This window comes from Pantoea sp. UYEF8 (genome assembly GCF_040546285.1).
Classification (GTDB): Bacteria; Pseudomonadota; Gammaproteobacteria; order Enterobacterales; family Enterobacteriaceae; genus Pantoea; species Pantoea brenneri.
In genome coordinates this window covers 628,157-654,335 of sequence record NZ_JBEPNM010000001.1, presented here as the reverse complement: position 1 = coordinate 654,335, position 26,179 = coordinate 628,157, and the positions used below count along the sequence as shown (strand labels likewise).

Sequence of the window (26,179 nt, the reverse complement as noted above, 5' to 3'; positions counted from 1 at the left end):
ATGAACATTGGTTTAGCAGACTGGCGACTGCCTGTGAGTGGCCGGGACGCTATTCACCTCGCCGCTGAGGTTGGCGTAGAGGGGATTCAGCTGGACCTGGGCGGACCGGGCAGGTCGCCATGGCTGGACAATTCGCAAACATTGAAAGCCATAAGTGAAGCGCTTACTGAAACCCATGTTCATTTACTGGCTGTGTCGGCAAATGTACTTAATGATATTGGTTTGTGTGCTGAGCCAGCCAGTTCTGCGTCGCGGGAGGTAAAAAGTATTATCTCCAGAGCTATTGATACCGCTGATACGTTGGGAGCAGGGCTGGTGTTTCTTCCCAGCTTTCGCCGCAGTGAGATCACTAATCAGACTGAATTAGTCAGAACGGCAAAGGTATTACACTGGGCGTGTAGCCAGGCACAGCAACGAGGCCTTTTACTGGCAACAGAAAATGTGCTTAACCCTGACAATTTGCTGAAACTTATCCGAATGGTTAACTCAGCCAGCTTTCGCGTGGTTCTTGATACAGGTAATCCTTTAAAGGTAGGGCAATCTCCTCTGGGTGTAGTAAAAGTGGCTGCAAATTTAATTGCTCCACAAATACACATTAAGGTTATGGATGAAAATGCGCCACTAACGTGCAGCGACCAGATTATTCTTGACGTTATTAATGCGCTCAATAACAAAGAAGTTTTCGTCAGTACGTTAGTCCTGGAAAATGACTATCGAGATGGCGTTATTTCACGTCTTAAAAGTGATATCTGTTGGTTGAAAAAACACGCGATAAGACCATCGGTTACCAAAAACAGGTGCGGGAGTTCTGAGTTGATGCAGAAGTATGATGGGTGATTCCGTTAAGATATTGAACGTCAGCGAACTTCCTTCATTTTTAATTTTGTTTAGCTGATCAGATATTAAATGATGTTTTTTCCTGCATTTTAATAATGTCGTTACTGTCAGGTTGAATAATTGGGTTTCGACATAAAAATTTTCGAGGAGTTTTTTATGCCTATCACGCTATTTGCGCTGATGTTAGGAGTCTTTTGTCTGGGAACAGCGGAAATTATTATTTCAGGGCTGTTACCTGTGGTGTCATCAGATCTGGCGGTTACTCTTCCAGATGCCGGACTGCTGGTAACGGGATACGCATTAGGCGTAACGATAATTGGCCCGTTTGTTACACTCCTCACTTCCCGTGTTCCTCGTAAGACACTGGTTGTGGGCTTAATGGTACCATTTATCATTGGCAACGTATGGGCGGTACTGGCATCTGATTATGAAATGCTGATGGCAGCGCGCATTCTCACGTCAGTAAGCCACGGGACATTTGTGGCTGTTGCCTTCAGCCTCGCCGCTACGTTATCTCCCCCCGGTAAACAGGGCTCAGCCATGGCAAAAATTGCGCTTGGCTTTAATCTTGCAAACGCGTTAGGCGGGCCTTTGGGCACGTTCATTGGCCAAAACCTTGGCTGGCGTGCGACTTTTGTTGCTATCGTAATTGTTGCCATGATTTCAATGGCATTGATTGCAGTATTTATGCCAGCAAAATTACCGCAGGCTGAACAGTCTAAACCTGGGGCAATGCGTCGTGAATTGAGCTCGCTGGGCAATCCGACGTTTATCTTTGCGGTGATTACAACGGTGCTGGCACAAGGGGCCGTATTTACAGCTTCGACCTACGTTGTGCCACTGTTAATGGACATCAGCCATTTCTCACCTTCTGCCGTTTCCGCGCTTTTAGTCGTCTTCGGTATCGGTGCGATCATGGGCAACTTCGCGGGCGGCAGACTGGCGGATAAACACGTGATGCGCGGTGTGACAATAGTACTGAGCAGCCTGGTCATTGTGCTGGTTATTTTCTGGATGACCAGCGTGGTGCCGGTGCTTTCAGCGATCACTCTTTTCCTGTTCGGCGCAATTGGATTTTCAATTATTCCTTCCCTGCAGGCGCGCATTCAGTCACTGGCAGTTGCAGCTCCGACGCTCGCGCTGTCAGTAAATGTCTCAGCCTTTAATCTTGGTAACGGCTTAGGTGCCTGGATGGGGGGCACTGTACTTGATTTTGGTTTCGGTATTCGCGCAGTCCCTCTGGCCGCAGCCCTGCTTGCGGCAATTAGTCTGGTTATCACTTTGTTTGCATGGCGTCTCAGCCGTCAATCCCTTACGCCGGTGCTTGAATCGTAACCGGTAAATAAAAATAATGTTTGCCTTTCTACCCGTTGTTAACGTTAGAGAGGCAACAGACTTATTGAATTTAGCTTTCAGGAATGAACATGTCTTATTTACCGACGACGTATAAAACAGCTGAACTCGCGAATGGCATTGTCAGAAACGTCACTAAAAATTTTCCACGACATACCCTCGGTGAAAATAGTGTCGTTATACGGCCGGACTATATCGGTATTTGCCGTGCAGACGTCAAAGAAATTATAGGTTCACGGGACGTTCCATCAGACAGGGGGCCTCTTTTTGGTCATGAGTTGGTAGGAACAGTGGTATTTGGCGGGACGAATAGCGGATTTCAGGAAGGTGAGTTGGTGACTTTCAATCCCAATATTACGCCAGACCGGACCACTGGTTTTGCGGAGTACGTGTTTGTTAATGGCTCCCCAGAACAACTGGATCAGGCCATTATCAGGGTTCCTCAGCAAGATATTATCCATCACATCTGGATGCCAGAGCCCATGGCATGCATTGTCCATGCTACTCAGAAATTGTTAGCGCTCACTGAAGCAACAGATCTGCAGGGGAAAAAGGTCGGTATAATAGGGGCCGGTTGTTCCGGGACCATGTTTGCAATGTATGCGAAATATTTAGGTGCGTCAGTTGCCGTTTTTAACCGGGGTAAAATGAGACGTGATTTCGCGCATGAAAAACAACTGCTGCGTGAAGATGAAGTTTTTGCACTAGATAACGCAAAGGATCATGCAGGCGAATTTGATATTGTCATGGTTGTATCGACTATTGTCACACAAGATATACTGGCAATGGCCGCTGATCTTACTGCCAGTAGTGGTACTGTGCTGATCTACGGAGGAACGCGTGAAGGTGATAAATTCCTGACCACCGGGGTTGATATAGATGTTATCCGCAGAAAAGAGCTCATTCGGGAAACCGAGTATCAGGGGCAAGCTTTACGGATTTGCGGCGCATATGGTTGTTACAAGGAAGATTATGAAGAAAGTTTTCGCCTTCATGCCACCTATCCACAGCAATTTCCATTAGAGAGTCTGGTTTCCACTGTTATTGAGTTTGATGATTTCGCTGATTTTGTGATGAGAGTAGCGGCTGGCGAGCATGATTATCCGGGTAAAGTCGTGGTAAGAATAAACCTTGAATGACGTTATTCATTGGCAGGGAGAAATTTATTATGCAGAACTGCTCCCCATAAATTAATACACCTCAATATAAGTATGCTTTCCAAAATTCCTATTTCGCTCATAGCGAACAGGGGAAGCAGTAGCAAGCAAAAATCACCAGCTGTGCAGGCAGCTGGTGGCTCACCATTCAGGAAAATACGAGGCTTAAGGAGATTAATGTTCACGCTAATTCCGGGCAGCGCTGGGCGTAGAATTTAAGATGAAGCATGAGGGCGATCAAATCGCCTTTTCACCGGTACCCGGATGAATGATAGCGGGGAGTCAAAGTGCCGTGCGCACGACCTGCAGCCGGTAAAGCGGTTCACCGATGAAAAGGGGAAGAGATCCGTTCGCTGGTCGTGCGGCTGATGAATGTGATCCGGACATAATTGCCGTATCAGACCTGAGTGATAAGCCTCTGGCAATCTGGCGGTAGGTAAGAGCCGCAATGCGTAGGGTGTGGCCTGTAGAAAAGCCATCACCAGGCAATTTTTCTGCGGTAAGTTTTGCCCGTTAAAAGCGGCCTTGTCTCAAATCGCAGCTTCTAAAAACTCAATAAATGCCCGAACTTTCGCATTAAGTGCCGAACGTTCGGTGACGCAGGCATAGATATTCATTGGCAGGGACTCAACGCTGCTCTCGCCATTGTGCCCTGACCAGTACAACGGTCTTAACTGACCACTGTCTATCAACGGCTGAGCAACGAAGCTCGCCAGACGAGCAATGCCGCCCCCGTTGACTGCTATTTTTGCAATAATATCAATATCATCACTGATGAAGCTGGGGTCAGGTTTTGCATTGACAGGTTGTCTGTTGACCATAAACGTCCATGGCAGAAACCGTCTGTCGGTTGGATAGCGGAAAACCAGGCAGGCGTGCTGGCTAAGTTCTGCGAGTGTCTGAGGCGTGCCAGCACGGTCAAGGTAAGCGGGAGCTGCGCAGAATATAAACGGCAATGACGCGATTTTCCTGGCGATCAGTTGATCATTCAGCTGCGCCTCAATGCGGATACTGACGTCGACGCCTTCCAGCCGATGGTCGACGTTGCGATCGGTAGCGATCAGTTCGATATCTATGTCGGGGAAGGACGCTTTGAAAGCGGGCATAAGTGGCGCCAGAACGTACCGACCAAACGCGGCTGTAGTAGCGATACAAAGTGGTCCCTGCGGTTTGGTTTCATTGGCCGCAGCCTGCGAGGCGAGCTCTATATCATGTGGAATGTGGCGTACTTTCTCGAAATAACGCTTACCGTTTTCAGTTAAGGTCATGCTACGGGTGGTGCGCGATAGCAGTCGCACGCCCAAATGCGCCTCAAGACGAGAAAGACTCTGGCTAACTGCTGCCGGGCTCATACCTTTAGCGCGTGCCGCCGCTGCAATACTGCCGTTCTCCACCACGCGGATAAACGTGCTGATCAGCCCTAAAACGTCCATCTTATCCTCAATGCTTCATTCGTCACTTTTGTTTAATAATGATTAAAGCATAACCACGCTACAACCGTCCTGATAAGCTTGTTAGGTTAGCAGCAGTTCCGTTCATCTTTATTAAACAGGATATCCCGATGACTGATGCTATCGCTAAAAATACCCGACGAAATCGCCTGCCAAAGCGCGCTGCACCGTACATATTTGCTTTTTATATGGCGACCATCATGGCATTCCTGATGAGTCTGGTCATCACGGTAGCCGAATTCGGAATGGGACCCCATTACCTGACAAATGTGATGAATGCTTACCAGGTCGCCATGCCAGCGGCTTTCTTTTGCATACTGGTTGTCCGTCCTGTCGTTATCCGTCTTGTTGGATTGACCGTTCACGGTCACTGAGACCTGAAGAACGGCCATGCGTTTTTCGTGCATTTAAAAACAACATTGCTGGCTTCTGTCAGCCGCGTTAAGAGGGCAATCCTGAATCATCCGAGATGAGATCCTCAGCAAAGCCGGCAGGGCAGGGCTGGACGGCTTTCAGCCACGCGAGGTGTTTATGGGGCAGGGAAACTGCCCGATATGATCACCCGTAAAGCGCCTGATTATCCCGCTGGGTCAGTGTTAAACGTAACGAAGGGTAACCAGGTTTTAGTTTTATCCATTCTGGCAAGGCGTCTGGTTTTAACTGGCTATGCTGGTAAGTAACTGGAACACGCCAGTCATTACATGGAGAAAAAAATATGAAGAAGTTAACGTTTGGCATCATGGCCGCTGGCCTGCTTTTCAGCATGAGCATGCAGGCTGAGGCGAAGGGATGCCTTAAAGGCGCTGCTGTTGGAGGTGTCGCTGGCCATGTTGCGAATCACGGCGTTGCAGGTGCCGCTGCCGGCTGCGCTGTAGGCCATCACATGGCTAAGAAAAAACAAAAAGAAGCAGATAATCAGCAACAAAGTCAGAAATAACCTCCTTCAACCGCTATCACCGGGCTGTTTGAATTAAACCTGTTTCAGTCACGACTGATTTCAGCCCATTTTCAGTCGCTGGCTGGCCAGGGTTGAAAACCACCGGTTGGTGTCAATCAATGATGAAAAGATAACCGTTATCCGTTGCCGCAAAAGTGACGGATAAAGTGAGGAGAGCTGAGCAAGGGGAAGTGACAGCTTGCCCATTCTTCCCTGCGCAGACCGGTTTAGAGAAAAAATGCCAGTCCAGCGACATGCTGGTTCGCGTAATAAGAGAAATGAACTGTGGCTCTCTTCGTTTAAAAGAGAGCCACAGGTTAGCCTATCAATATCGCTCTGATGTCATTAACGTTGGTTAATGTCGGTCCGGTTATCAGCAGATCGTTAATCGCATGAAAATAGCTGTAGCTGTCATGCGCGTTCAGATAGCTAAGCGCATCAAGCCCACAGGTTTTGCCGCGCAACAGCGTATCAGGAAAAATCATCGCACCCGCCGCATCCTCGGTGCCATCAATACCGTCACTGTCTCCCGCGATGGCCCAGATTCCGCTTTCTCCCCGCAAGGCGCAGGCCAGCCCAAGTAAAAATTCGGTATTACGCCCGCCTTTACCTGCCTTTCCCTCGCTTACCGTCACCGTTGTTTCACCCCCTGACAGCAACACTGCTGGCCCCTTCAGCGGGTAGCCGTGCTGCTTCACTGATTTTGCGATGCCCGCCATGACGGTGGCGACCTCCCGGCTCTCACCTTCGATGGCGTCGCCGAGTATCAGTGGCGTAATACCGTGATGACGTGCCGCACTGGCCGCGGCCTGTAAAGCCATCGCGGGTGTGGCAATCATCCTGACCTCACCGACCGGCAGCATGCCTGACAACGCCGACGGCTGGCTCAGCAGATGGCGAACTGCGGCGGAGACCGGAATAGCGTAGCGTTCGAGCACCTTCAGCGCATCTTCTGGTGTGCTGCTGTCAGCCACCGTCGGACCGGATGCCACATCCGCCGGATTATCACCCGGAACATCGCTGATAATCAGCGAAACCACCTGAGCAGGCTGCGCCAGTGCCGCCAGCCTGCCACCTTTTACTGCCGACAGATGACGCCTGACCAGATTCATCTCTCTGATGCTGGCACCGCTGTGCAGCAGTGCTCGGGTAACCGTCTGTTTATCGGCCAGCGTGATACCCGGCGCGGGTAAGGCCATCACGGCAGAGCCACCGCCGGATATCAGCGCCAGCACCAGATCGTCGGAAGTCAGGCCGCGCAGCGTTTCCAGAATCAGCATCGCCGCCGTTTCACTCATCGCATCTGAAACCGGATGTGAAGCCTCCAGAATGCGGATACGCCCGGCAGGCACGGCGTGACCGTAGCGCGTTACCACCACGCCACTGACATCCACGTCTGGCCAGGCGGCATCCACCGCCGCTGCCATCGCGGCCGACGCCTTGCCCGCCCCGACCACTACGCAGCGGCCGGCGGGCTTCTGCGGCAGCGCAGCCGGTACGACAGGCCCGGGACGGGCACTGTCAACCGCCTGCTTAAAGATTTTCTCCAGGATCGCTGCGGCCCGATCGTTTCTCATTGTCAGGCACTCTCGGCAACGGTTGAATGGGATTCGATGAACTGCACCACGGCACGCGTGACATCGGCCGTTGTTGCCGTGCCGCCCACATCGGGCGTCAGGATGCCGTGGGTGCAGACGTGTTCGATGCCTTCCATGATCAGCGCGGCGGCCTGATGCTCGCCCAGATGCTCCAGCATCTGCACCGCCGTCCAGAAGGTAGCGATCGGGTTAGCGATGCCTTTACCGGTGATATCAAAGGCCGAGCCGTGAATCGGCTCGAACATGGAAGGAAAGCGCCGCTCAGGATCGATATTTGCGGTAGGCGCTACCCCCAGGCTGCCCGCCAGCGCGCCCGCCAGGTCAGATAAAATATCGGCGTGCAGGTTGGTGGCGACGATGGTATCCAGACTCTGTGGATGCAGCGTCATGCGGTGTGTCATGGCATCAACCAGCATTTTGTCCCACTGCACATCCGGAAACTCCTGCGCCACCTCAGCGGCAATTTCATCCCACATCACCATGCCATGACGCTGCGCATTGGATTTCGTTACTACCGTCAGCAGCTTACGCGGTCGGGATTGCGCCAGTTTAAAGGCATAACGCATGATGCGCGTGACACCGACGCGGGTGAAAATTGCCACTTCGGTGCCGACTTCTTCCGGCAGACCTTTATGGGTGCGGCCACCGTTGCCCGAATATTCGCCTTCGGAGTTTTCGCGCACGATCACCCAGTCGAGATCGCCCGGCCCGCGGTTGCGCAGCGGCGACGTGACGCCGGGCAGAATTTTGGTCGGCCGCACATTGGCGTACTGATCGAATCCCTGGCAAATCGGCAGGCGCAGTCCCCAGAGGGTGATGTGATCAGGCACATCCGGTGCGCCCACCGCGCCGAAATAGATCGCATCGAATTTTTTCAGCGTCTGCAAGCCATCTTCCGGCATCATCACACCGTAGCGTTTGTAGTAGTCAGAACCCCAGTCGAAAGTCTGAATATCAAATTTCAGCTGCGGATCGCGCTGTGACAGCGCCCTGAGGACGTCAATGCCGGCTGAGATGACCTCAGGACCGATACCGTCAGCAGGAATAGCGGCAATAGAATAGTTACGCATGGTGTTTCTCCGTGTCGATTAATGAGTGTGAGGTTGATGAAGTTCTGTGGTCTGTGGCTTTTTCGCTTTTCCGGCCAGAATCAGTACCGTCAGGGCTGAAACCATCAGCAGTCCGGCCACGAAATAGAGGCCCCAGGTATAGCAGCCGGTTTGCTGGCGGATGATGCCAATCATCATCGGGCCGACAAATCCGCCGAGGTTGCCAATCGAGTTGATGGCAGCGATGCCCGCCGCCGCCGCCGGTCCGCTCAGAAACAGGGTAGGCATGCTCCAGAGCGGCGGCTTGGATGCGCTGATCCCGACCGTAACCAGCGTCAGGGCGATAATTACTGAGAAAAGGGTAGTGACGCTGCCGGCGTAAATCAGTCCGGCTGCCGCCAGCAGACAGGCAGCGATAACGTGCCAGCTGCGCTCATGGGTCCGGTCGGAGTGGCGGGCCCAGAGGATCATGCCGAGAACGCCAAGCACCGCCGGGAAGGCATTAAGAAAACCGATCTCTAACGATGAGGCACCGAAGCTGTGAATAATCTGCGGTGCCCAGATACCCAGGGTATAAAGGCCGGCCGAGGTGCCAAAATAGACCAGCGCCAGTGCCAGCACCCGCTTATCCGCCAGACCGCGCCATGCGCTGCTGTGGCTCTGGCCCACCGCCCGCGCCTGCTCTTCAGCCTGCATGGTATTTTGCAGCCAGGTCCGCTCTTCTTCGGTCAGCCATTTGGCTTTGGCCGGTCGGTCAGTGAGCCAGAACAGCACCACGATGCCCAACAGTAAGGCCGGGACTGCCTCCAGCACGAACATCCATTGCCAGCCGGCGAAGCCCATCAGCCCATGCATTTCCAGCAACGCCGCGGAGATAGGAGAGCCAAGCGCGGTGGAGAGCGGCGCTGCGGCCATGAAAATGGCGGTGACCTGCGCACGTTTTACCGCCGGGAACCAGTAGCTGAGATAAAGAATGATGCCAGGAAAGAAACCGGCCTCGGCCACGCCGAGCAGAAAGCGCAGGATATAGAAGCTGGTGGTGCCCTGCACAAACGCCATACAACCCGAGACCAGTCCCCAGGTGATCATGACGCGGGCGATCCAGATACGGGCACCGACTTTATGCAGAATCAGGTTAGACGGGACTTCAAACAGAAAGTAGCCGAGAAAAAAAATCCCGGCACCGAGCCCGAAGACCATCGGCGAAAAACCCAGGTCCTGATTCATGGTCAGGGCGGCAAAGCCAATGTTAACCCGGTCGAGAAATGCGATGAAATACAACAGCATGATAAAAGGAATAATCCGCAGCGTTACTTTGCGCATCACCTTTTTTTCGAGGTCATTGTGCATAACAGGATGCTCCACAGTCAGGTAGGGTTGTTATCGTTTTGTTGTGAACTCAGTATGCTGTTTTAACTGGCGTTATCATCGGCAAGGGTTTATATAAATAATTTGCATAATCTGAATGCGGGCAATAAATGGATATAAATCAGCTGAGATGCTTCGTGGTGGTAGGTGATGAGCTTCACTTTGGCAGGGCTGCCCGCAAGCTTGAAATGATGCCTGCGTCACTGAGCCGTTTTATCCGGTTACTGGAAGAGGATCTGGGTATTCGCCTGCTGAATCGTTCGACCCGAAACGTCTCCCTGACCCGGGAAGGCGCGGAGTTTCTGATTGACGCTAAATCCGTTGTTGCAGATTTTGATGCGTTACGGCTTAAGTTTCGTAAAAATATGATATCGCAGAAAAAAACGTTGCGGATCGGTGCCATTGACAGTGCGGCGAGGGGATTACTGCCGAAACTGCTCAACCTGTTCGTTAGCGCTTTTCCTGATGCGGATATCCATATCAGCGAAGATAAATCGCACAGTCTGATCCCACGACTGACCTCCGGCTGGCTGGATCTGGTCTTTGTCCGGCCGCCAGAACAGACCGACGTCACCCTGACCACCCGCTTTATTGCCCATGAAACCTGTGTGCTGGCGGTGCCGGCACATCACCGGCTGGTGGATTACGACCGGGTGAGCATAGAGGATTTTTGCAATGACCCCGTCATCGTGCCGGAAAGACGCACCCGTCCTCACAGCCATGACCTGACGATGAACCTGTTCAGAGCGGCCGGCAGGTACCCGGTGATTGCGCAATATGCCGAGGAAAAACAGACTATCCTGAGCTTTGTTGCCGCCGGACTGGGCGTGGCGCTGGTTCCTTCCTCTTACCGCAACATGAACGCGGATGGCGTAAAGTATCTGCCGCTGGCTCCGGTCGATGATATGGAAATTGAAGGGCTGCCGCTGTGTGTGATGTGGCACCAGGGAAACAGGGATAGGTACGTTAATGCCATGCTGACTATCCTGGCGGACAATCGTGAGATTTTGACAAAAGACCTGTAGCGCCAGGCTTCAGCCCGCAGTTCGCCGACGCGAGCCGGGCACTAAAGTGGATAATTTATGACTGAGAAAACCTACTATCACAGCGATTCACTTGAGATGAATTCCCAGGTCATCAGCTGTACGCCCGGGCCGGATGGCCGTTTCCGCGTCATTCTTGCGGCAACCCTGTTCCATCCGCAGGGCGGGGGACAGCCTTCTGATCAGGGAACCCTTAACGGTGTGGCGGTGCTTCAGGCCGTGCAGGAAGGTGATGAAGTGATACATCTTACCGTTGCGCCGGTTGCCGCCGGGCCGGTTCATCTCGCCGTCGCGCCTGAGCTTCGCGCTATCCACACCCGCTATCATTCCGCCGGGCATATCATCGGCGTGGCGGCCGAAAAGTATGGCTGGCATGGTATCAAAGGGAATCACCGCCCGGGCGAGGGCCGGGTTGTATTTGAAGCGATTGGGCTGACCACTACGGTAACGGCGGAAAACCTGGCGGCGGAGGTAGCAGAGATAGTGGCGCGCGATCTTCAGCGGATACTGTCGGCCGAAGAGGGGCGCCGTAGCGTCACCTGGGGCGATCTGACGCCCTACGCCTGTGGTGGCACGCACGTGAACAAAACCACCGAAATCGGTAAGGTTCGCATCGTTAAGGTTAAAGAGAAGAAAGGTCAGTTATCGGTACAGTACGAACTCGATGACTGATCTGCTCCTGCTGCTGACACATCCTTAGCCATCCGCTAATCAGGGGATTATCCGCAGCATCTCCCGGCACCGCACAGAGCATCCTGAACATTGTGGGGAGGGTCACCGATCTGGCCGGAGCGATGGACAGCCTTTCCCTGGCCTCTTCCGGGCAGGTCCTGCCAAAAGGGAGTTGCCTGCACCCTGCCACAACTCAATCACTGAGCGGGCCTCATCCCGCAGCCGCTGTCATGGTTTTGTCATAACTCGCTCACCCTGATGTCAGAGTGGGTTTCATATCCTGTAGGCGAACCTTCCCAAACAGGAGCACGAAGATGAAACTGAACAGCATTACTCTGGCCGTGGGCATGTTGCTGGCTATCGCTGGCGCTGAGGCGCAGGCACAGTCGCAGCCGGTAAAAAATATTGTGCTGGTACACGGCGCTTTTGTTGGTGGCGCGGGCTGGCGTCCGGTCTATGACCGGCTGACCCAGGATGGATATCACGTGACGCTGGTGCAACAGCCGCTGACCAGCTTTGCAGAGGATGTGACGGCGACGCGACGGATTATCGATCAGCAGAATGGCCCGGTGATTCTGGTCGGTCACAGCTACGGCGGGGCGATCATCAGTGAAGCCGGTAACGACAGCAAAGTGGCGGGTCTGGTCTACATTGCCGCCCATGCGCCGGATAACGGTGAAACCGAGGCCAGCAACGGTAAAAAATATCCCAACAGCGCACATCCGTTTGCCCGCTCGGCCGATGGCTATCTGACCATTGCACCACAGTATTATCACAGCGATTTCGCTGCCGACCTGCCTGCTGTGCAGGCCGATTTTGAAGCGCATGCGCAGATGCCAACCAACGCTGCGGTGTTCACCGCTAACATTGCCGATCCGGCGTGGAAAACCCACCCCAGCTGGTACATGGTGGCGAAAGCTGACAAAATTATCAGTCCCGATCTGGAGCGCATGTATGCCAGACGCGCGCACAGCCATACGGTAGAAATTGCCGGTGCCAGCCATTCGGTGTATCAGTCGCATCCTGATGATGTCGTAAAATTGATCGAGCAAGCCGCGCAACAGGCGCAGCCCTGAAAATAACCAGCAGGAAGAGGCGCATGAAAATTCTGGTGATTGAAGACGAGGCCAAAGCTCGTGATTACATGCGCAAGGGATTGACCGAAGCCGGTTTTATCGTCGACGTGGCGGAAAATGGCGTTGATGGTCTGTTCTATGCCCGCGAGCATCATTACGATCTGATTTTACTCGACGTGATGATGCCCGGCCTTGATGGCTGGCAGGTGATGGCGGCGATGGATAAGCAGATCCACACGCCGGTCATCTTCCTGACGGCTAAAGGCACGCTGGAAGATCGCATCAAAGGGCTGGAGCTGGGCGCGGATGATTACCTGGTCAAACCTTTTTCCTTTGCCGAACTGCTGGCGCGCGTCCGTACTCAACTGCGGCGCGGCAGCCAGCAGAAGCTGCCGGATATTCTCACGCTGGCCGATTTACAGCTCGACGTTTTTAAACGGCGCGTCGAGCGTGGCGGGCAGCGTATCGATCTCACCAACAAAGAGTTCAACCTGCTGCATCTGTTCCTGCTGCATCCTGGCGAAGTGCTGACCCGCACCGTGATCGCTTCCCGCGTCTGGGACATGAATTTTGATAGCGACACCAACGTGGTCGATGTGGCGGTTAAACGTCTGCGGCAGAAAATTGATGGCCCGTTTGCCTATCCGCTGATCCACACGGTACACGGTGTGGGTTATCGCTGCGAAGCAGAAGCGTGAAGCGACGCTCCCTGGCGCTGCGTCTGTCGCTGATGCTCAGCGTCACGGTGATCGCTATTTTTTCACTCTGCGGATTTGCGCTTTATCACTCACTGGCCCAGCAGATTGGCGTGCGGGACGATGCCGCACTGCTGACGCGCATCGATCAAATCCGTACGCTGCTGCGCGATGAAGATGCGATTACGCTGATTCAGCAGAAACCGCGACTGTTCGCCAATATGCTTGGCAATACCGAGTCGTTGCTGGTGCTGCGTTTTCCCGGTCAGCCACCGCTGATCGTGGTGAATCCCGGCCAGCGTCCTCTGCCGGCAATTACGCCGGTTGCCGCTGACCAGCCGCTGACGCTGTCGTCGGTGCATCATCTGGTCAGCGCCAACGGCACGCCGTTTATCTCGGCGGCGGCACTGACGCCGACCCGGGATGGCAGCGGGCAGATTGAGATCCTCACCGGCCGCCTGATGCGTGACCGGACACAAACCCTGAGCCATTATCGTCACCAGATCCTGCTGGCGACTGCGCTGGCGGCGTTGCTGGTGGCGGCGATCAGCGTCTGGCTGGTGCGGCGCGGTTTGTCACCGCTGCGCAGCCTGACGGCGGAAGCGGAAGCGATCGATGTGCGTCACTTGTCCCGCCGGATGCCGCAACAGTCGCAGGCTGAATTACAGCCGCTGGTGGCCGCCTTTAATCAGATGCTGAGCCGCCTCGACGTCGGTTATCAACAGTTGAGCCAGGTTTCTGCTGATATGGCACATGAACTGCGGACGCCGATCGGCACGCTGTTAGGCCAGACCGAAGTCGCGCTGAGCCAGACGCGCAGTCAGAGCGATTATCAGGCGTTGCTCGGCTCCAATTATGAAGAGCTGGAACGGCTGGCAAAGATGATCGACAACATGCTGTTTCTTGCCAAAGCCGAAGATGCCAGTCAGGCATTAAATGAACAACCTCTCGATCTGGCGCAGCTTGGCGGCAAACTGCAGAGCTATTTTGACGATATGGCAGAGGAAAAGGCGATGCGGCTGGAGATGCAACTGCAGGGCGAACTGCGGGCCGATCCGCAGTTAGTGCAACGCGCGCTGGCCAACCTGATGGCCAACGCGCTGCGCTACGGCGATGCGGGCACGCCGGTGAGCGTCTGCAGCAAGGTCCAGCCGACGGCTATCGAACTGGTGGTGGAAAATCACGGCCCGACGCTGAGCGCCGAACAGCAGGCGCGCGTTTTTGATCGTTTCTGGCGTGCTGAGGCGTCACGGCATCAGGGCAGCAGCGGGTTAGGGTTGTCTATTGTGCGCAGCATTATGCGCTTACACCACGGGAGCTGTGAGGTGAGCAGCGCGCACGGCATCACCCGGTTTACGCTACGCTTTCCGCGACGCGATTAACCGGGAGATTGCGGCCCTGCTGGCCCGGAAAATGTATCGATGCTGGATCAGCACAATGCAGCCCGTCAGGCGACATAACCCGCCGGTTAAACCCCCAAAGTGCGCGCATTAACCGGCTGTGCTCACCGGTTTGCTGCCCCATATTCCCTGACAAAGATCATAGATGCGTCAGCCAGGCTACCGTAGTCTGTGCTGAACGTCGCGACAGCGATAAGCCTTTATGACAACCGCCTGTTTACCGCGCAACTGCCTTCATGCAACACGTGGGACCAGCAATGAGAGCCATTAACGTCATGGATCGATCACGCTGATTACTGCCACAGCCCTCCGTTGTTACTGCGTAATCTGTCATGCCATCGCCTCAGGATGGATCAGGGAAGAGGGTTACCCTCAGCGCGCCCGCGTCAGCAACAGCCAGACCGGGAAAACGGCGTAAAGCGCAACCAGCCAGCGCGCTGAAGCTGCGCCACAGCATGCGGGATCGCAGAGCAACACATCACCGACTAGCCGGGAGGCATTGAATTGTAATGACCATGCAGAACGTAGAGACCCTGACCCCCTCGCGTCCGCGCTGGACGATTAAAGATACCGTCTGGATGATGGGCGTTTATGGCGCTACGGTGGGAGCAGGTACGCTATTTTTACCGGTTGAAATCGGCACGCTCGGCCCGATTGTCTTCATCATGATGTTACTGCTGGGATTGCCGCTGTCAGTGATCCCTCATGTGCTGATCTGTCGGGTTTTCATGCGGGACAACCAGACGGCGGATAAGTCCCTGCCGCTGTTTGGTGCTTACTTTGGTGCCAAAGGCAAACAGGCCATCAAGATGTTTTTCTGCACCGCGCACTTCCCGATTACGCTGGTATACGGAATCTCGCTGGTGAGCACCATCAACGACTATTACAGCAATCATCTGCATCTCGGCACGCTGAATCGCGGCGCGCTGGTGTTTGTGGTTCTGGGCCTGCTTTTCCTGATGCTGAGCAAAGGGCGTGAAAAGGTGGTAAATACCCTGAGTGTGTTAGCTATTCCGTTCGCCTTAACCATTCTGCTGATTGCCATTATCCAGATCCCGGCATGGGACATATCCAACTTTCTCCGGCAGCTGAGCGCCACCCGCCATGCGCCTGCCGGTGAGACGCTCAAAAATCTGTGGTTAACGCTGCCGCTGATTACCTTCGCTTTCTGCTCTACGCCGATGATTAGCCCGCTGGCGTCGTGGTATCGCCAGGCGGGCAACGGTGGTGAGAAGCAATCGGTGTTTGTGGTGCGGGCGGCCTACGGCCTGATTTTTGTTTCGATTGTCTTTTTCGTACTCAGCTGCGTTTTGAGCTATCCGCATGAAACCTTTGTCAGAGCCAAAGCGGATAATCTGAATATCATGTCAATTATGCAGGGCAAAGGCGGCTTTAGTTTGCTGGCGTTGATTGCGCCCTTCATCGCGCTAATCGGCATGACCAAATCTTTTCTCGGCATTTCGCTGCCGGTGGCAGAGACGTTAACCACCCTGACCGCCGACGCAATCAGGGCGACCGACGCGGCCGGTCAGCGTAAGGCCAGACGGATCGCTTTCGCGCTATTGTTCGGCTTGTCGTATGCGATTGTGTACCTTAATCCCAACGTTATTGGCCTGATTGAAACCGTATGCGGGCCGCTAATCGCTATTTTCCTGTTCGTGATACCGGCTTATCTGATTTATACCCGTGAAGCACTGCGTCCGTTGCGTGGCGCGAAGGCTATCATCGTCATTATGGGCGGGCTGCTGACCGTTTCCGCGCTGCTCTATTCAGCCATTTAACCGCGAATAAATAAGCCTTCGCCGGTGCGACCCGCGCCGTGATTATGTCGCACTCACTGGCGGTTCGGGCTGATGATTAACCCTGGCCGGATTGGCTGTTGCCCGGCCAGTTCCGACCCGATGACTGGCACGCATGAAACTGCGGGCGTGCCGGGCGAGCTGTTTCTCCGTCACCAGACCGTGACTTTTTAATCCATCACCATCCAGCGCAATATTTCCTGACGACCTCGCAGCTTCACGCCCACCGAAATGACTATTGCCATATTCCGGCAAAATATTCCTGTTTTAAGCATTTGTGATCGCTGCATATATTCACTGAGAATGAGTTCACACCATCACGAGGATGATAACACCCTTAAAGCGCGTGATTTATCTGGCTTTCTGAGGTTAACAAAACATCGCCACCTCAATACTTTTTTCCTCCGGGAAAGTTTTTAAATATCAGGAGAAAGATGCCAGTGAAATTTATAACCGGAATGACCTTTATTGCCCTTGCGCTGAGTGCGCACAGCGCGGTCGCTGCCGAACAATCGGTGCCGACTGACAGCTCAGTGCATGTGAAAGCCGATCCGGCGTTGAAAAGTCTGATACCGGCCGATATTGCGCAGCGAGGCTTTATTGTGGCCGGAACCAATCCCAACACGCCGCCAACCACCTTCTATAAAGACGATAATAAAACGCTGGCTGGCCGTGAAATCGACATCATGAATGCCGTCGGTGAACGTCTGGGGATTGCAGTACAGTGGCGCGACACCGGCGGCTTCGACAATATCATTCCGGGCCTGAAAACTGGCCGTTACGACGTGGCGCTGTCAAATATCAACGCCACGCCAACCCGCCTGAAACAGATCGATTTTGTCGGCTATTACAATGCCAGCCGGCTCGGCATCATTTCAAAGAAAGACGCGGCGATCGCCCCGTTCACCTCACTCAGCGACGTGTGTGGCAAAGAGGTGGGGGCCGGTTCGGGCACTACTCAGGTGACCCGGCTGGAGGAGGCCAGCAAAGCCTGTGAGGCGGCAGGCAAACAGCCGATCAAGGTTTCTGTCTTCCCGGATCGTCCGGCCGGCGTGCAGGCGGTGGTCAGCGGTCGGGTGCCAATGTTCCTCGGGCCGTATGAAGGGCTGCTGTGGCAGGTGAAGGTGATTAAACCGCTGACCATGAGCGGTGAGATCAGCGTTAATGATGCGCCGGTCTCGGTGGCTTTCCCGAAAGACTCTGCGCTGGAACCGGCAGTTCAGGCGGCGCTAAATTCACTGATCAAAGATGGCAGCTACCAGAAAATCCTCGATAACTGGGGAATTGGCTTTGGTGCGGTGACCGAAGCCAGACGTAATCAGGACATTTTCAAATGAGTGCGCCTGATGACCACACCGAGGATCTGAGAATTGTCGGTAAACGCTACTATGGACGCTGGCTGAGTGCGCTGGTCGTGCTGTTGTGCGTGGTGGCGATGGCGAACTCGATGATTAACAATCCGCGCTTTGAGTGGGACGTGATTGCGGCGAACTTTACCGCGCCCTCCATTCTGCAGGGTGTGTTAATGACGCTGCAACTGACGGCGATCTCGGTGGTGCTGGGGTTTGCTTTCGGCACGGTGCTGGCGCTGATGCGCCTCTCCGCCAACCCGGTGCTGGTCGCGGTAAGCTGGGCCTATACCTGGTTTTTCCGCGGCGTGCCGATGCTGGTGCAGCTGTTTCTCTGGTACAACATCGCGGCCCTTTATCCCAAAATCGCGCTGTCGATCCCCGGCTATGGCGAGATCTGGAGCGCCCAGTCCAATGCGCTGGTCAGCCCGTTCAGCGCCGCGGTGATCGCGCTGGTGATGCATCAGTCTGCTTATGCCGCAGAGATTGTGCGTGCCGGCATCCAGAGCGTGGGTAATGGGCAGGTTGAAGCCGCACGCGCCCTCGGTTATCGCCCGGCGCAGATTTTCCGCTATACCGTGTTACCGCAGGCAATGCGTGCCATTCTGCCGCCCGCCGGTAATGAAATTATCGGCCAGTTAAAAACCACCGCGGTGGTATCGGTGATCTCACTGCAGGACGTGCTGTTCTCGGCGCAGATTATTTATCAGCGCACCTATGAAGTGATCCCGCTGCTGCTGGTCGCGACGCTGTGGTATCTGCTGATGACCTCGGTGTTGTCGGTGGGACAATATTACGTCGAACGTTATTTTGGCCGCGGCGTCACCCGCCGTGAAACGCGCCGTTTATGGCCGTCACTGGCGCGCTTTTCTGGCTTGAAAACCGCAAGGAGCAGCAGCAATGGCTGAAGCGATCGCACTGCGCAAGGTCACCAAGCGCTTCTCCGGCGTGACCATTCTCGATGAAGTTAACCTCGATATTCCCGCCGGCTCGGTGACCGTTATCCTCGGTCCGTCCGGTTCGGGTAAATCGACTCTGCTGCGCTGTATCAACCACCTCGAAAAGCTCGATGGCGGCACCATCCGCATTGGCGGAGAGAGGGTGGGATATCAGCAAAAGGGCCAGGCGCTGCATGAACTCAGCAGCCGGGCGATTGCCCGCCAGCGCGCTGAAATCGGCATGGTGTTCCAGCAGTTCAATCTGTTCCCGCACCGCACCGTCTTGCAAAACATCATTGATGCACCGATGCGGGTGAAAAAACAGAATCGCCAGCAGGCGACCAGCAAAGCGCTGGCGTTGCTGAAACAGGTGGGTCTGGACGGACGCGAGCAGGAGTGGCCGCAAAATCTTTCCGGCGGTCAGCAGCAGCGTGTGGCGATTGCCCGTGCGCTGGCGATGGACCCCGGCGTGCTGCTGTTTGATGAGCCGACGTCCGCGCTCGATCCTGAGCTGGTCGGCGAAGTGCTCCAGGTGATAAAGCAGCTGGCGCACTCCGGGATCACCATGGTGGTGGTGACCCACGAAATTGGCTTTGCTCGCGAAGTGGCGGACAACATTGTGTTTATGGAAAGCGGCAAAATTATCGCCGCGGGTCCGACACAACAGGTGCTCGACGATCCGGCCAACGGACGGGTCAGAAACTTTATTGCAACGGTGCTGTAAGCAGCGTTTTTTGTTGCCCGTAAGCCAGGAAACGTGATGACGCAGAAACCGGTAATGCACAGCGCGCATTGGGGGGCTTTTCATGCCCGGCGCGAAGGCGATCGCCTGATTATCGATCCGTTCGAGGGCGATCCCCATCCCAGTCCTTTATTGCAAAACTTCCAGCAGGCACTCAATCATCCGGCGCGGGTTGCCCGCCCGATGGTGCGGCGTGGCTGGCTGGAGAATGGGCCGGGTCCCGACTCGCGTCGCGGGGTCGATGACTATATCGCCATCGACTGGGACGACGCCCTGCAACGGGTGGCGCAGGAACTCTCGCGGGTCGGGCAGACCTGGGGGCCGGTGGGAATTTTTGGCGGCTCATATGGCTGGTCCAGCGCCGGTCGCTTCCATCATGCACAAAGTCAGGTGCACCGCTTTCTTAACACCACGCTCGGCGGTTATGTCCGGTCAGTCAACAGTTACAGTTCCGGCGCGGCCTCGGTGCTGCTGCCGCACATCGTCGGTGAGATGAACGAAATTGCCCGCCGTGGCGTGAGCTGGGAAGAGATCGCCAGCCACAGCGATATCGTGCTGGCCTTTGGCGGACTGGCGCTGAAAAATTCTCAGGTCGCCAGTGGCGGTTTGAGTGAGCATACCGAACGTGATTTTATGCAGCAGGCGGCGCGGCGCGGAACCCGCTTTATCTCGGTCAGTCCGCTGAAAAGCGATCTGCCGGACGACGCGCGGGGCGAGTGGCTGGCACTGCGACCCGGCACCGATGCGGCGTTTATGCTCGGTCTGCTGGCAGTGCTGATCGAAGAGGCGTTAACCGATGAGGCGTTTCTGGCCCGTTATTGCGTCGGCTGGCCTGAGATGGTGGCTTATCTGCGCGGTGAAGAGGATGGCGTAGTGCGCGATGCGCACTGGGCGGCCAGCATCTGTGGCGTCAGCCACGACGTTATCAGACAGTTCGCCCGTCAGCTGCACGGCAAACGGGTGCTGGTGACGGTGGCGCATGCGTTACAGCGCGCCGAGCATGGCGAACAACCGGTGTGGCTCGGCCTGGTGCTGGCGGCGGCACTCGGCCAACCCGGCCTGCCCGGCGGCGGCTACACCTATGCGCTTGGCGCGTTGGGCCATTATGGCAAACACCATAATCTGGTCAGCTTTCCGGCCTTACCGCAGGGTAAAAATGGCATCGACCGCTTTATTCCGGTGGCGCGGATTGCCGATATGCTGCTGAATCCGGGCACCCGATTTGATTACAACGGCCGTCAGCTGCGCTATCCCCATATCCGTCTGGCTTACTGGGCGGGCGGCAATCCTTTTCATCATCATCAGGATCTGGCGCGCCTGCGTCAGGCTTTTTGTCAGCTCGATACTTTTATCGTGCATGAGAGCGCCTGGACCGCCACCGCTCGCCACGCCGATATTGTGTTGCCCGCCACCATGACGCTGGAGCGGGAAGATATCGGCGGTGCGCCAACCGATCGGCATTTAATCGCGATGCAGCCGGTGGCTGCGCCTTATGCTGAAGCGCGCGATGACTACACGATTTTCAGTGAACTGGCGCGGCGGCTCGGCAGGCAAGAGGCGTTTACCGAAGGGCGTGATGCGCGTGGCTGGCTGCAACATCATTACCATCAGCTACAGCAAAAACTGGCGGCACATCAGGTATCGATTCCGGATTTCGACACGTTCTGGCAGCAGGGCGTGCTGACGTTGCCGCAGTTAAAGGATGGTGGCCGGATGATCAACGCGTTTCGTGCCGATCCTGATGCCGCACCGCTGCCGACACCAAGCGGAAAAATTGAGATCTTCTCCGCCACCATCGCCAGCTTTAACTATCAAAACTGTCCGGGTCATCCGGTGTGGCGTGAGCCGCAGCAAAAGCCGACGGCTGATCATCCCTTCTGGTTGATTGCCAACCAGCCAGCGACGCGCCTGCATAGCCAGCTCGATTTTGGCGATTTTAGCCTGAGCGGTAAGCGCGACGGACGGGAAGTGTGCAGCCTCAATCCGCAGGATGCGGCCCGGCTGGCTATCGCCGAGGGCGATCTGATTGAGCTGTACAACGATCGCGGCCACGTGCTTGCCAGTGCCCGCGTCACCGACAGCATCATGGCTGGCGTGCTGCAGTTGCCTACCGGTGCCTGGTACGATCCGGTCGATCCTGCCGCCGCCCGCCCGTTATGCCGTCACGGTAATCCGAACGTGTTGACGCTGGACATCGGCACCTCCTCCCTGACCCAGGGCTGCAGCGGACAGATTACGGTGGTGCAGGTGCGGAAATTCAGGGGCGAACGGCCGCCGGTGCGGGCTTTTATTCCGCCACACTAAGCCGCTATGGCCGCAGACTTTGCAGCAGTGCGTCTGTCACTGCCTGCAAATCGGCGGTTGAGCGGAGCGCGCTGTGCGCCAGCAGTTCCGGTGAGCTGTCACCCAGTGCCAGTCGCAGTTTACGCCCGACATCAACGCCCTCCGCCAGCGATTCCTGCCGCGTGCGCTGCTGATGCCGTGTGCTGCCATCCGCCAGCGACAGCGTCACGCGGTGAAAGCGCTGTGCCGGATTGAGGGCATCCGGCGGCGCAGAAGGATCCGGCATACGGCGAACGCGGGCGGCCAGCGGCATAATCTCCGGATTAACATCGCCTTCGGCAAAATCTGACAACCGCAGATCGCCGTAAATCAACATCGCGGCAATCACATATTCGAGGCTAAAGCGCGCTTCGATACCGTTGACTGGTACCGTGACCGGGGCGGCAATGTCACCGCCGGGCGGAAAGGCGACGGTGATAGCCACGATCTGGCGCAGCAGTGCATCAAGCGGCTGGCCGCTGGACAGCCACTGCTGGCGTAGCAGACCCGCCGCTTCCGCCGCGCTGTGGGTACCGGCGCAGGTCGGGAACGGCTTAAACTCCAGCCCGGGGGTGCTGATACGCCAGGGCTGACCCCAGTTCTGCGTCAACTTTTCCGGCTGCGCCTGGCCATCACTGCTGGCGGCCAGAAAGGACTCAATCACATTTTCTGGTCGGCCCGTCATGCCAGCCAGCGTCAGCTGGGCCGAGGTCACCGCACGTTCCGCCGCCAGGCCGGCATGCAGCGGTTTTACCGCCGAGCCAAACTGAGCGCGTAAACCGCTGGCCTGGGTAGCCGCGATCCCCAGCAGGCTGGCGGTGGCGGCAGCGGACAGGCCGAGGAAACGAGCCAGCGCCGCGGCGGCGGCAAGGGTGCCCAGCGTCGCGGTGTTGTGATAGCCCAGCGCATAGTGCTGCTGGCTGGCCGCCAGTCCCAGCCGGCCGGCCGTTTCCACCCCCACCACATAGGCATCACAGAACTGTTCCACGCTGGCGGCGGGCTGGCCTGACAGCCAGGCAAACAGCGCCGGCAGGATCACCACGCTGGGGTGACCGCGGAAATCGGCATGGAAATCATCATAATCGAGCGCATGACCGGCGTAGCCGAGCAGCAATGCCTGCGAACGGATGCCGCCATCACCGTAGACGGTACGCAGGGCCGGTAAGCCGCTATCGGGCACCTGACCCTGTAACACCGGCCAGCTCACCGCCAGAAAATCGGCTATCCCTTGTCGCGCGTGGTCGCGTGTCCGCGCATCCGGTTGACTGTGGACGATGCGCTCAGCCAGCGCGGCGGTCCCGCTCATCAGGACGGCTCCGGCAGTGTGAGTGCTGTCCGCGCCAGATCGGCCAGGTAGCGTGCGGTGGGCAGCAGCACGGCATCATTAATACGAAATGCCGGATGATGCAGCGCATAGGGTTCTCCGGTACCGATCATCATAAAAGCGCCGGGCAGCTGTTGCTGGTAAAAGGCAAAGTCTTCGCCAATCGGGCTGGCTTCCACCACCCGGGCTTCAAATCCGCTGGCGCTGGCCTGCTGCAGTGCAACCTCTGTCCAGTAGGCATCATTCACCACGGACGGCGGTCCGGCCTGCCAGTTAAAGCTGATTTGCGCATCAAACGCCGCGCCGATGCCCGCCACCAGGGTACGGAAGCGCTGCTCAAGCCGTTCGCGGGTAGGCTGCGAAAACGATCGCACCGTCCCCTCCAGCCAGGCACCTTCCGGAATGACGTTCCAGGTGCTGCCACTGTGAATCTGCGTAATCGAGACCACCGCGTTATCGGCGGACGGGGCGTTACGGCTGATCAGCGTCTGGGCAGCGGCGACAATCTGCGCCGCAATAACAATCGGATCGTTACCCTGATGGGGTTTGGCCGCATGACTGCCGATGCCGGTAATGCTGATATCAAAGCGATCTACTGCGGCGGTAAGCGGACCCGCTTTACTGCCGATCACTCCCGCCGGCAGCGAGGGATCGTTATGGAGACCAAAAATCACCCGCGCATCGGCGAGGGCACCGGTAGCGATCACCGCTGGCGCGCCCTGGCCCGTCTCTTCCGCCGGCTGGAACAAAATGCGCACCCGGCCGGACAGGCTGGCTTCCTGCTGCTTTAACAGGATTGCCGCACCGAGCGCCGCGGTGCAGTGGAAATCATGGCCGCAGGCGTGCATGACTCCAGCACGTTCCGATCGAAAGCTGACGCCGGACTGTTCCTCAATCGGCAACGCATCAATATCAGATCGCAGCACCACCAGCGGTCCCGATGACGATCCTATCTCCGCCACCAGGCCGGTTTTCAGCGGTAGATCGAGGATGCGGATCTGATGCTGCTCCAGCTGCTGCCGCAAGCGGGCGGTGGTTTCAAATTCCTGGTTCGACAGTTCCGGAAAACGATGCAGTTCATGGCGCAACGCGATCAACCGTTCGCCCAGCGCCGCCTGATCTAAGGTGCTCATGCGATGTTCCCTTGTGGTGGTACCTGACGGCTCAGCCAGGCATGGTGTGCCGCTTCATCCAGCACTTTCTTCATATAGAGGGTGATGTGGCCTTTACCGAGGTCAGTGGTATGCATCGGCTGGAAGCCACGCTTGAGGTAGAGCTGTTGCAGCCACGGATGGCTGAGGGCGGTACCGAGAGAGACGGCCGGTGCGCGCAGCTGACCAATCAGGATCTCCTGCTCCAGCCGATGGAGAATCTGCCGGCCAAAATGCTGGCCAGCATAATCCGGATGCGCGCCAAACCAGCCGATGTGCGGCAGGCCAAACGGACCGGGCAGCGGCCCCCAGGGATAACGCAGGGTCACTGAGGAGACCATTACACCGTCGGCATACAGCGCATAAACTCCGTGACTTTGCAGATGGCGCAGCGCCTTATCCCGATCGGCCGTGGCGGCATCGAAATGGATGCCGAGTGCTTTTACCGGCGCATAAGCGGCGTGCATCAGCGCCAGATAGAGAGTGATTTCATCTGCTCTCACCTGACGAAAGTCGAGTTGCATAATATTTCCCGGAATAGCCACCCGGCGGGCGGATAATTAAGTCAGCGTTTAAGGTTAATGAGATTAACAGTTAAAACCCGGTGGCTATATCTGAAAAATAACTATCCTAATGCCTATTTGTGAAATTGAATTGGCCGGTTTTTGATTGCTTAAATTGGTGGTTGCCGTAGTATGAAAAAAACAAATGACGCTATAACAAAACGCCATTAACTCCATGTAATAAATTAACTTTATCGGTTATAGCCTCCCTTATAAACCGGCGTTACCTGTAACCGGCCTTACCTATAAACAGGATAGAAACGTGTTAGCGATTAAATCTCCGCGCGCCTACGCGCATGAGGCTGGCCTGCGCGCCCGTGCCGGTGAATTTATTAAACCTTACGCCACGCATATTCGTATATTTACCTCGCCGCACGCCTGGCAGGCGGTTAATCCGGAATTAAGCCAGAGTCTTGAGACCAGCGGAATTAGCTGGCAGCTGGAGTATTTACCCGGTGAATGTACTGAACAGGCGATCGCCCACTTAAAACACAATACCGAACAGCAGGGGGCTGAGCTGCTGCTGGCGATTGGCGGTGGACGGGTACTGGATGCCGCTAAAGCCGCAGCCAGCCAGCTCCCGGCCGTCACGCTGGTTAACTTTGCCACCCTGGCCGCCACCTGCGCCGCCTGGTCGCCGCTTGCCATCATCTACAGCGATCGGGGAGAGCATCTGCGCAGTCAGCCGCTGGGGAAAATGCCCGAGCTGGTGCTGGTAGACAGCGAAGTGATCGCGCGCAGCGACGTGCGTTACCTGAAAGCGGGCATTGTTGATGCGCTGGCAAAATATTACGAATTCCAGCCGTATCAGCGTCACAACCCGGACGACCTGGCGCTGGATCTTAAAGTGATGACCGCACGGCGGGCGCTGGAAACCTTTCAGCAGTGGGGTGACGCGGCGGTGGCAGCCAACCAGCAGCAGCAGGTCACGCCGGCACTGGTCAGGGTGATTGATGCCAGTATCGTGCTGGCCGGACTGGCGAACAGCGTGCGTGACGTGCTGCCTACGCCGGGCGTTGCCCATGCCATTCATAATCAACTGACCCACCAGCCGGAGCTGCACCACTGGCTGCACGGCGAGAAAGTCGGGTACAGCCTGCTGGTGCAGTCGCTGATTGAACATCACGGTGAGCCTGATGCCGGGCTGCTGGCACTGTTACGTCAATATGCGATGCCGCTAACGCTGCCGGCCCTGAGTGGCGATCGCGCTGCACGTCTGCACACTCTCGCGCAGCAGATTAAGTTTCCCCAAGCCAGTGCAGAACGCCTGCCGTTTACCATGACCGCGGCGACGCTGGAGCAGGCACTGCTGGCGACTGACCACCTTGTTTAAGCCGGGCTGCGGCCCGACTTTT

Annotated in this window: 23 protein-coding genes; 16 read left to right on the top strand and 7 right to left on the bottom strand. The window is 56.1% G+C overall.

The window, feature by feature from the left end; translation table 11 throughout:
• The 3 genes from ABIB18_RS03235 to ABIB18_RS03225 all read left to right on the top strand — a co-directional run bounded on the left by ABIB18_RS03235 (position 1) and on the right by ABIB18_RS03225 (position 3,329).
• Entirely contained in the window at positions 1–837 is an 837-nt protein-coding gene (locus ABIB18_RS03235) for a sugar phosphate isomerase/epimerase family protein (protein ID WP_354473631.1), read from the top strand.
• A gap of 156 nt (positions 838–993) precedes the next feature.
• Positions 994–2,172, top strand: coding sequence for an MFS transporter (locus ABIB18_RS03230; RefSeq protein ID WP_354473630.1), 1,179 nt, complete (start codon positions 994–996; stop codon positions 2,170–2,172).
• Between the two features lie 89 nt (positions 2,173–2,261).
• Positions 2,262–3,329, top strand: a complete 1,068-nt coding sequence (locus ABIB18_RS03225) for an alcohol dehydrogenase catalytic domain-containing protein (protein ID WP_354473629.1) — start codon at positions 2,262–2,264, stop codon at positions 3,327–3,329.
• 548 nt (positions 3,330–3,877) lie between these two features.
• Here the strand turns inward: ABIB18_RS03225 and ABIB18_RS03220 are convergent.
• Positions 3,878–4,780, bottom strand: coding sequence for a LysR family transcriptional regulator (locus tag ABIB18_RS03220; protein ID WP_256150961.1), 903 nt, complete (start codon positions 4,778–4,780; stop codon positions 3,878–3,880).
• A 128-nt stretch (positions 4,781–4,908) separates the two neighbouring features.
• Between ABIB18_RS03220 and ABIB18_RS03215 the strand changes: the two genes are divergently transcribed.
• Together ABIB18_RS03215 and ABIB18_RS03210 are read left to right on the top strand one after the other, a co-directional pair.
• Positions 4,909–5,172, top strand: coding sequence for a DUF2798 domain-containing protein (locus ABIB18_RS03215; protein ID WP_354473628.1), 264 nt, complete (start codon positions 4,909–4,911; stop codon positions 5,170–5,172).
• Between the two features lie 341 nt (positions 5,173–5,513).
• Entirely contained in the window at positions 5,514–5,735 is a 222-nt protein-coding gene (locus ABIB18_RS03210; protein ID WP_072050994.1) for a hypothetical protein, read from the top strand.
• A 317-nt stretch (positions 5,736–6,052) separates the two neighbouring features.
• Here ABIB18_RS03210 and ABIB18_RS03205 read toward each other — a convergent pair whose 3' ends face one another.
• The 3 genes from ABIB18_RS03205 to ABIB18_RS03195 are packed head-to-tail and all read right to left on the bottom strand — an operon-like array spanning position 6,053 to position 9,732.
• Positions 6,053–7,312, bottom strand: a complete 1,260-nt coding sequence (locus ABIB18_RS03205; RefSeq protein WP_089561171.1) for a glycerate kinase type-2 family protein — start codon at positions 7,310–7,312, stop codon at positions 6,053–6,055.
• Positions 7,313–7,314: 2 nt separating this feature from the next.
• On the bottom strand, positions 7,315–8,403 hold the full coding sequence (locus tag ABIB18_RS03200) for a tartrate dehydrogenase (RefSeq protein ID WP_069727981.1): 1,089 nt from the start codon (positions 8,401–8,403) through the stop codon (positions 7,315–7,317).
• Between the two features lie 18 nt (positions 8,404–8,421).
• Positions 8,422–9,732, bottom strand: coding sequence for an MFS transporter (locus tag ABIB18_RS03195; RefSeq protein WP_354473627.1), 1,311 nt, complete (start codon positions 9,730–9,732; stop codon positions 8,422–8,424).
• 128 nt (positions 9,733–9,860) lie between these two features.
• Here ABIB18_RS03195 and ABIB18_RS03190 point away from each other — a divergent pair, with 128 nt between their 5' ends.
• The 10 genes from ABIB18_RS03190 (at position 9,861) to ABIB18_RS03145 (ending at position 21,768) form a co-directional block, all read left to right on the top strand.
• On the top strand, positions 9,861–10,775 hold the full coding sequence (locus ABIB18_RS03190; RefSeq protein ID WP_031376971.1) for a LysR family transcriptional regulator: 915 nt from the start codon (positions 9,861–9,863) through the stop codon (positions 10,773–10,775).
• Between the two features lie 57 nt (positions 10,776–10,832).
• Entirely contained in the window at positions 10,833–11,465 is a 633-nt protein-coding gene (locus ABIB18_RS03185) for an alanyl-tRNA editing protein (RefSeq protein ID WP_354473626.1), read from the top strand.
• Between the two features lie 314 nt (positions 11,466–11,779).
• Positions 11,780–12,541 carry an alpha/beta fold hydrolase gene (locus ABIB18_RS03180; protein ID WP_179420047.1) on the top strand — a complete coding sequence of 254 codons (762 nt, stop codon included), beginning with the start codon at positions 11,780–11,782 and terminating at the stop codon, positions 12,539–12,541.
• A 23-nt stretch (positions 12,542–12,564) separates the two neighbouring features.
• Positions 12,565–13,239 carry a heavy metal response regulator transcription factor gene (locus ABIB18_RS03175; RefSeq protein WP_069727984.1) on the top strand — a complete coding sequence of 225 codons (675 nt, stop codon included), beginning with the start codon at positions 12,565–12,567 and terminating at the stop codon, positions 13,237–13,239.
• A complete protein-coding gene (locus ABIB18_RS03170; protein ID WP_031376967.1) occupies positions 13,236–14,618 on the top strand; it encodes a heavy metal sensor histidine kinase in 1,383 nt (460 codons plus the stop codon). Before ABIB18_RS03175 ends, ABIB18_RS03170 begins: the two co-directional genes overlap by 4 nt.
• A 596-nt stretch (positions 14,619–15,214) precedes the next feature.
• Positions 15,215–16,417, top strand: a complete 1,203-nt coding sequence (locus ABIB18_RS03165) for an amino acid permease (RefSeq protein ID WP_031376966.1) — start codon at positions 15,215–15,217, stop codon at positions 16,415–16,417.
• A 452-nt stretch (positions 16,418–16,869) separates the two neighbouring features.
• Positions 16,870–17,772: an ABC transporter substrate-binding protein gene (locus ABIB18_RS03160; RefSeq protein ID WP_374043807.1), complete on the top strand. Its 903-nt coding sequence runs from the start codon at positions 16,870–16,872 to the stop codon at positions 17,770–17,772.
• Positions 17,769–18,692 carry an amino acid ABC transporter permease gene (locus ABIB18_RS03155; RefSeq protein WP_354473625.1) on the top strand — a complete coding sequence of 308 codons (924 nt, stop codon included), beginning with the start codon at positions 17,769–17,771 and terminating at the stop codon, positions 18,690–18,692. The genes ABIB18_RS03160 and ABIB18_RS03155 overlap by 4 nt, the downstream gene beginning before the upstream one ends.
• The gene (locus ABIB18_RS03150) at positions 18,685–19,446 is read left to right on the top strand and encodes an amino acid ABC transporter ATP-binding protein (RefSeq protein WP_031376963.1); all 762 of its coding nucleotides are present in this window, start codon (positions 18,685–18,687) and stop codon (positions 19,444–19,446) included. Before ABIB18_RS03155 ends, ABIB18_RS03150 begins: the two co-directional genes overlap by 8 nt.
• Positions 19,447–19,482: 36 nt before the next feature.
• Positions 19,483–21,768: a molybdopterin-dependent oxidoreductase gene (locus ABIB18_RS03145; RefSeq protein WP_354473624.1), complete on the top strand. Its 2,286-nt coding sequence runs from the start codon at positions 19,483–19,485 to the stop codon at positions 21,766–21,768.
• Positions 21,769–21,772: 4 nt separating this feature from the next.
• Here the strand turns inward: ABIB18_RS03145 and ABIB18_RS03140 are convergent, their stop codons facing one another.
• Genes ABIB18_RS03140 through ABIB18_RS03130 form a run of 3 tightly spaced genes read right to left on the bottom strand, consistent with a single transcriptional unit; the run spans position 21,773 to position 24,785 of the window.
• On the bottom strand, positions 21,773–23,092 hold the full coding sequence (locus ABIB18_RS03140; RefSeq protein ID WP_354473623.1) for an MmgE/PrpD family protein: 1,320 nt from the start codon (positions 23,090–23,092) through the stop codon (positions 21,773–21,775).
• A complete protein-coding gene (locus ABIB18_RS03135) occupies positions 23,092–24,243 on the bottom strand; it encodes an amidohydrolase (RefSeq protein ID WP_069727989.1) in 1,152 nt (383 codons plus the stop codon). The genes ABIB18_RS03140 and ABIB18_RS03135 overlap by 1 nt, the downstream gene beginning before the upstream one ends.
• Complete coding sequence (locus tag ABIB18_RS03130) at positions 24,240–24,785, bottom strand: GNAT family N-acetyltransferase (RefSeq protein ID WP_031377989.1); 546 nt, start codon at positions 24,783–24,785, stop codon at positions 24,240–24,242. The genes ABIB18_RS03135 and ABIB18_RS03130 overlap by 4 nt, the downstream gene beginning before the upstream one ends.
• A 301-nt stretch (positions 24,786–25,086) precedes the next feature.
• On the opposite strand from ABIB18_RS03130, the gene ABIB18_RS03125 reads away from it, so the two are divergent.
• Positions 25,087–26,157, top strand: a complete 1,071-nt coding sequence (locus ABIB18_RS03125) for an iron-containing alcohol dehydrogenase family protein (RefSeq protein WP_354473622.1) — start codon at positions 25,087–25,089, stop codon at positions 26,155–26,157.
• The last annotated feature ends 22 nt before the right edge of the window (positions 26,158–26,179 follow it).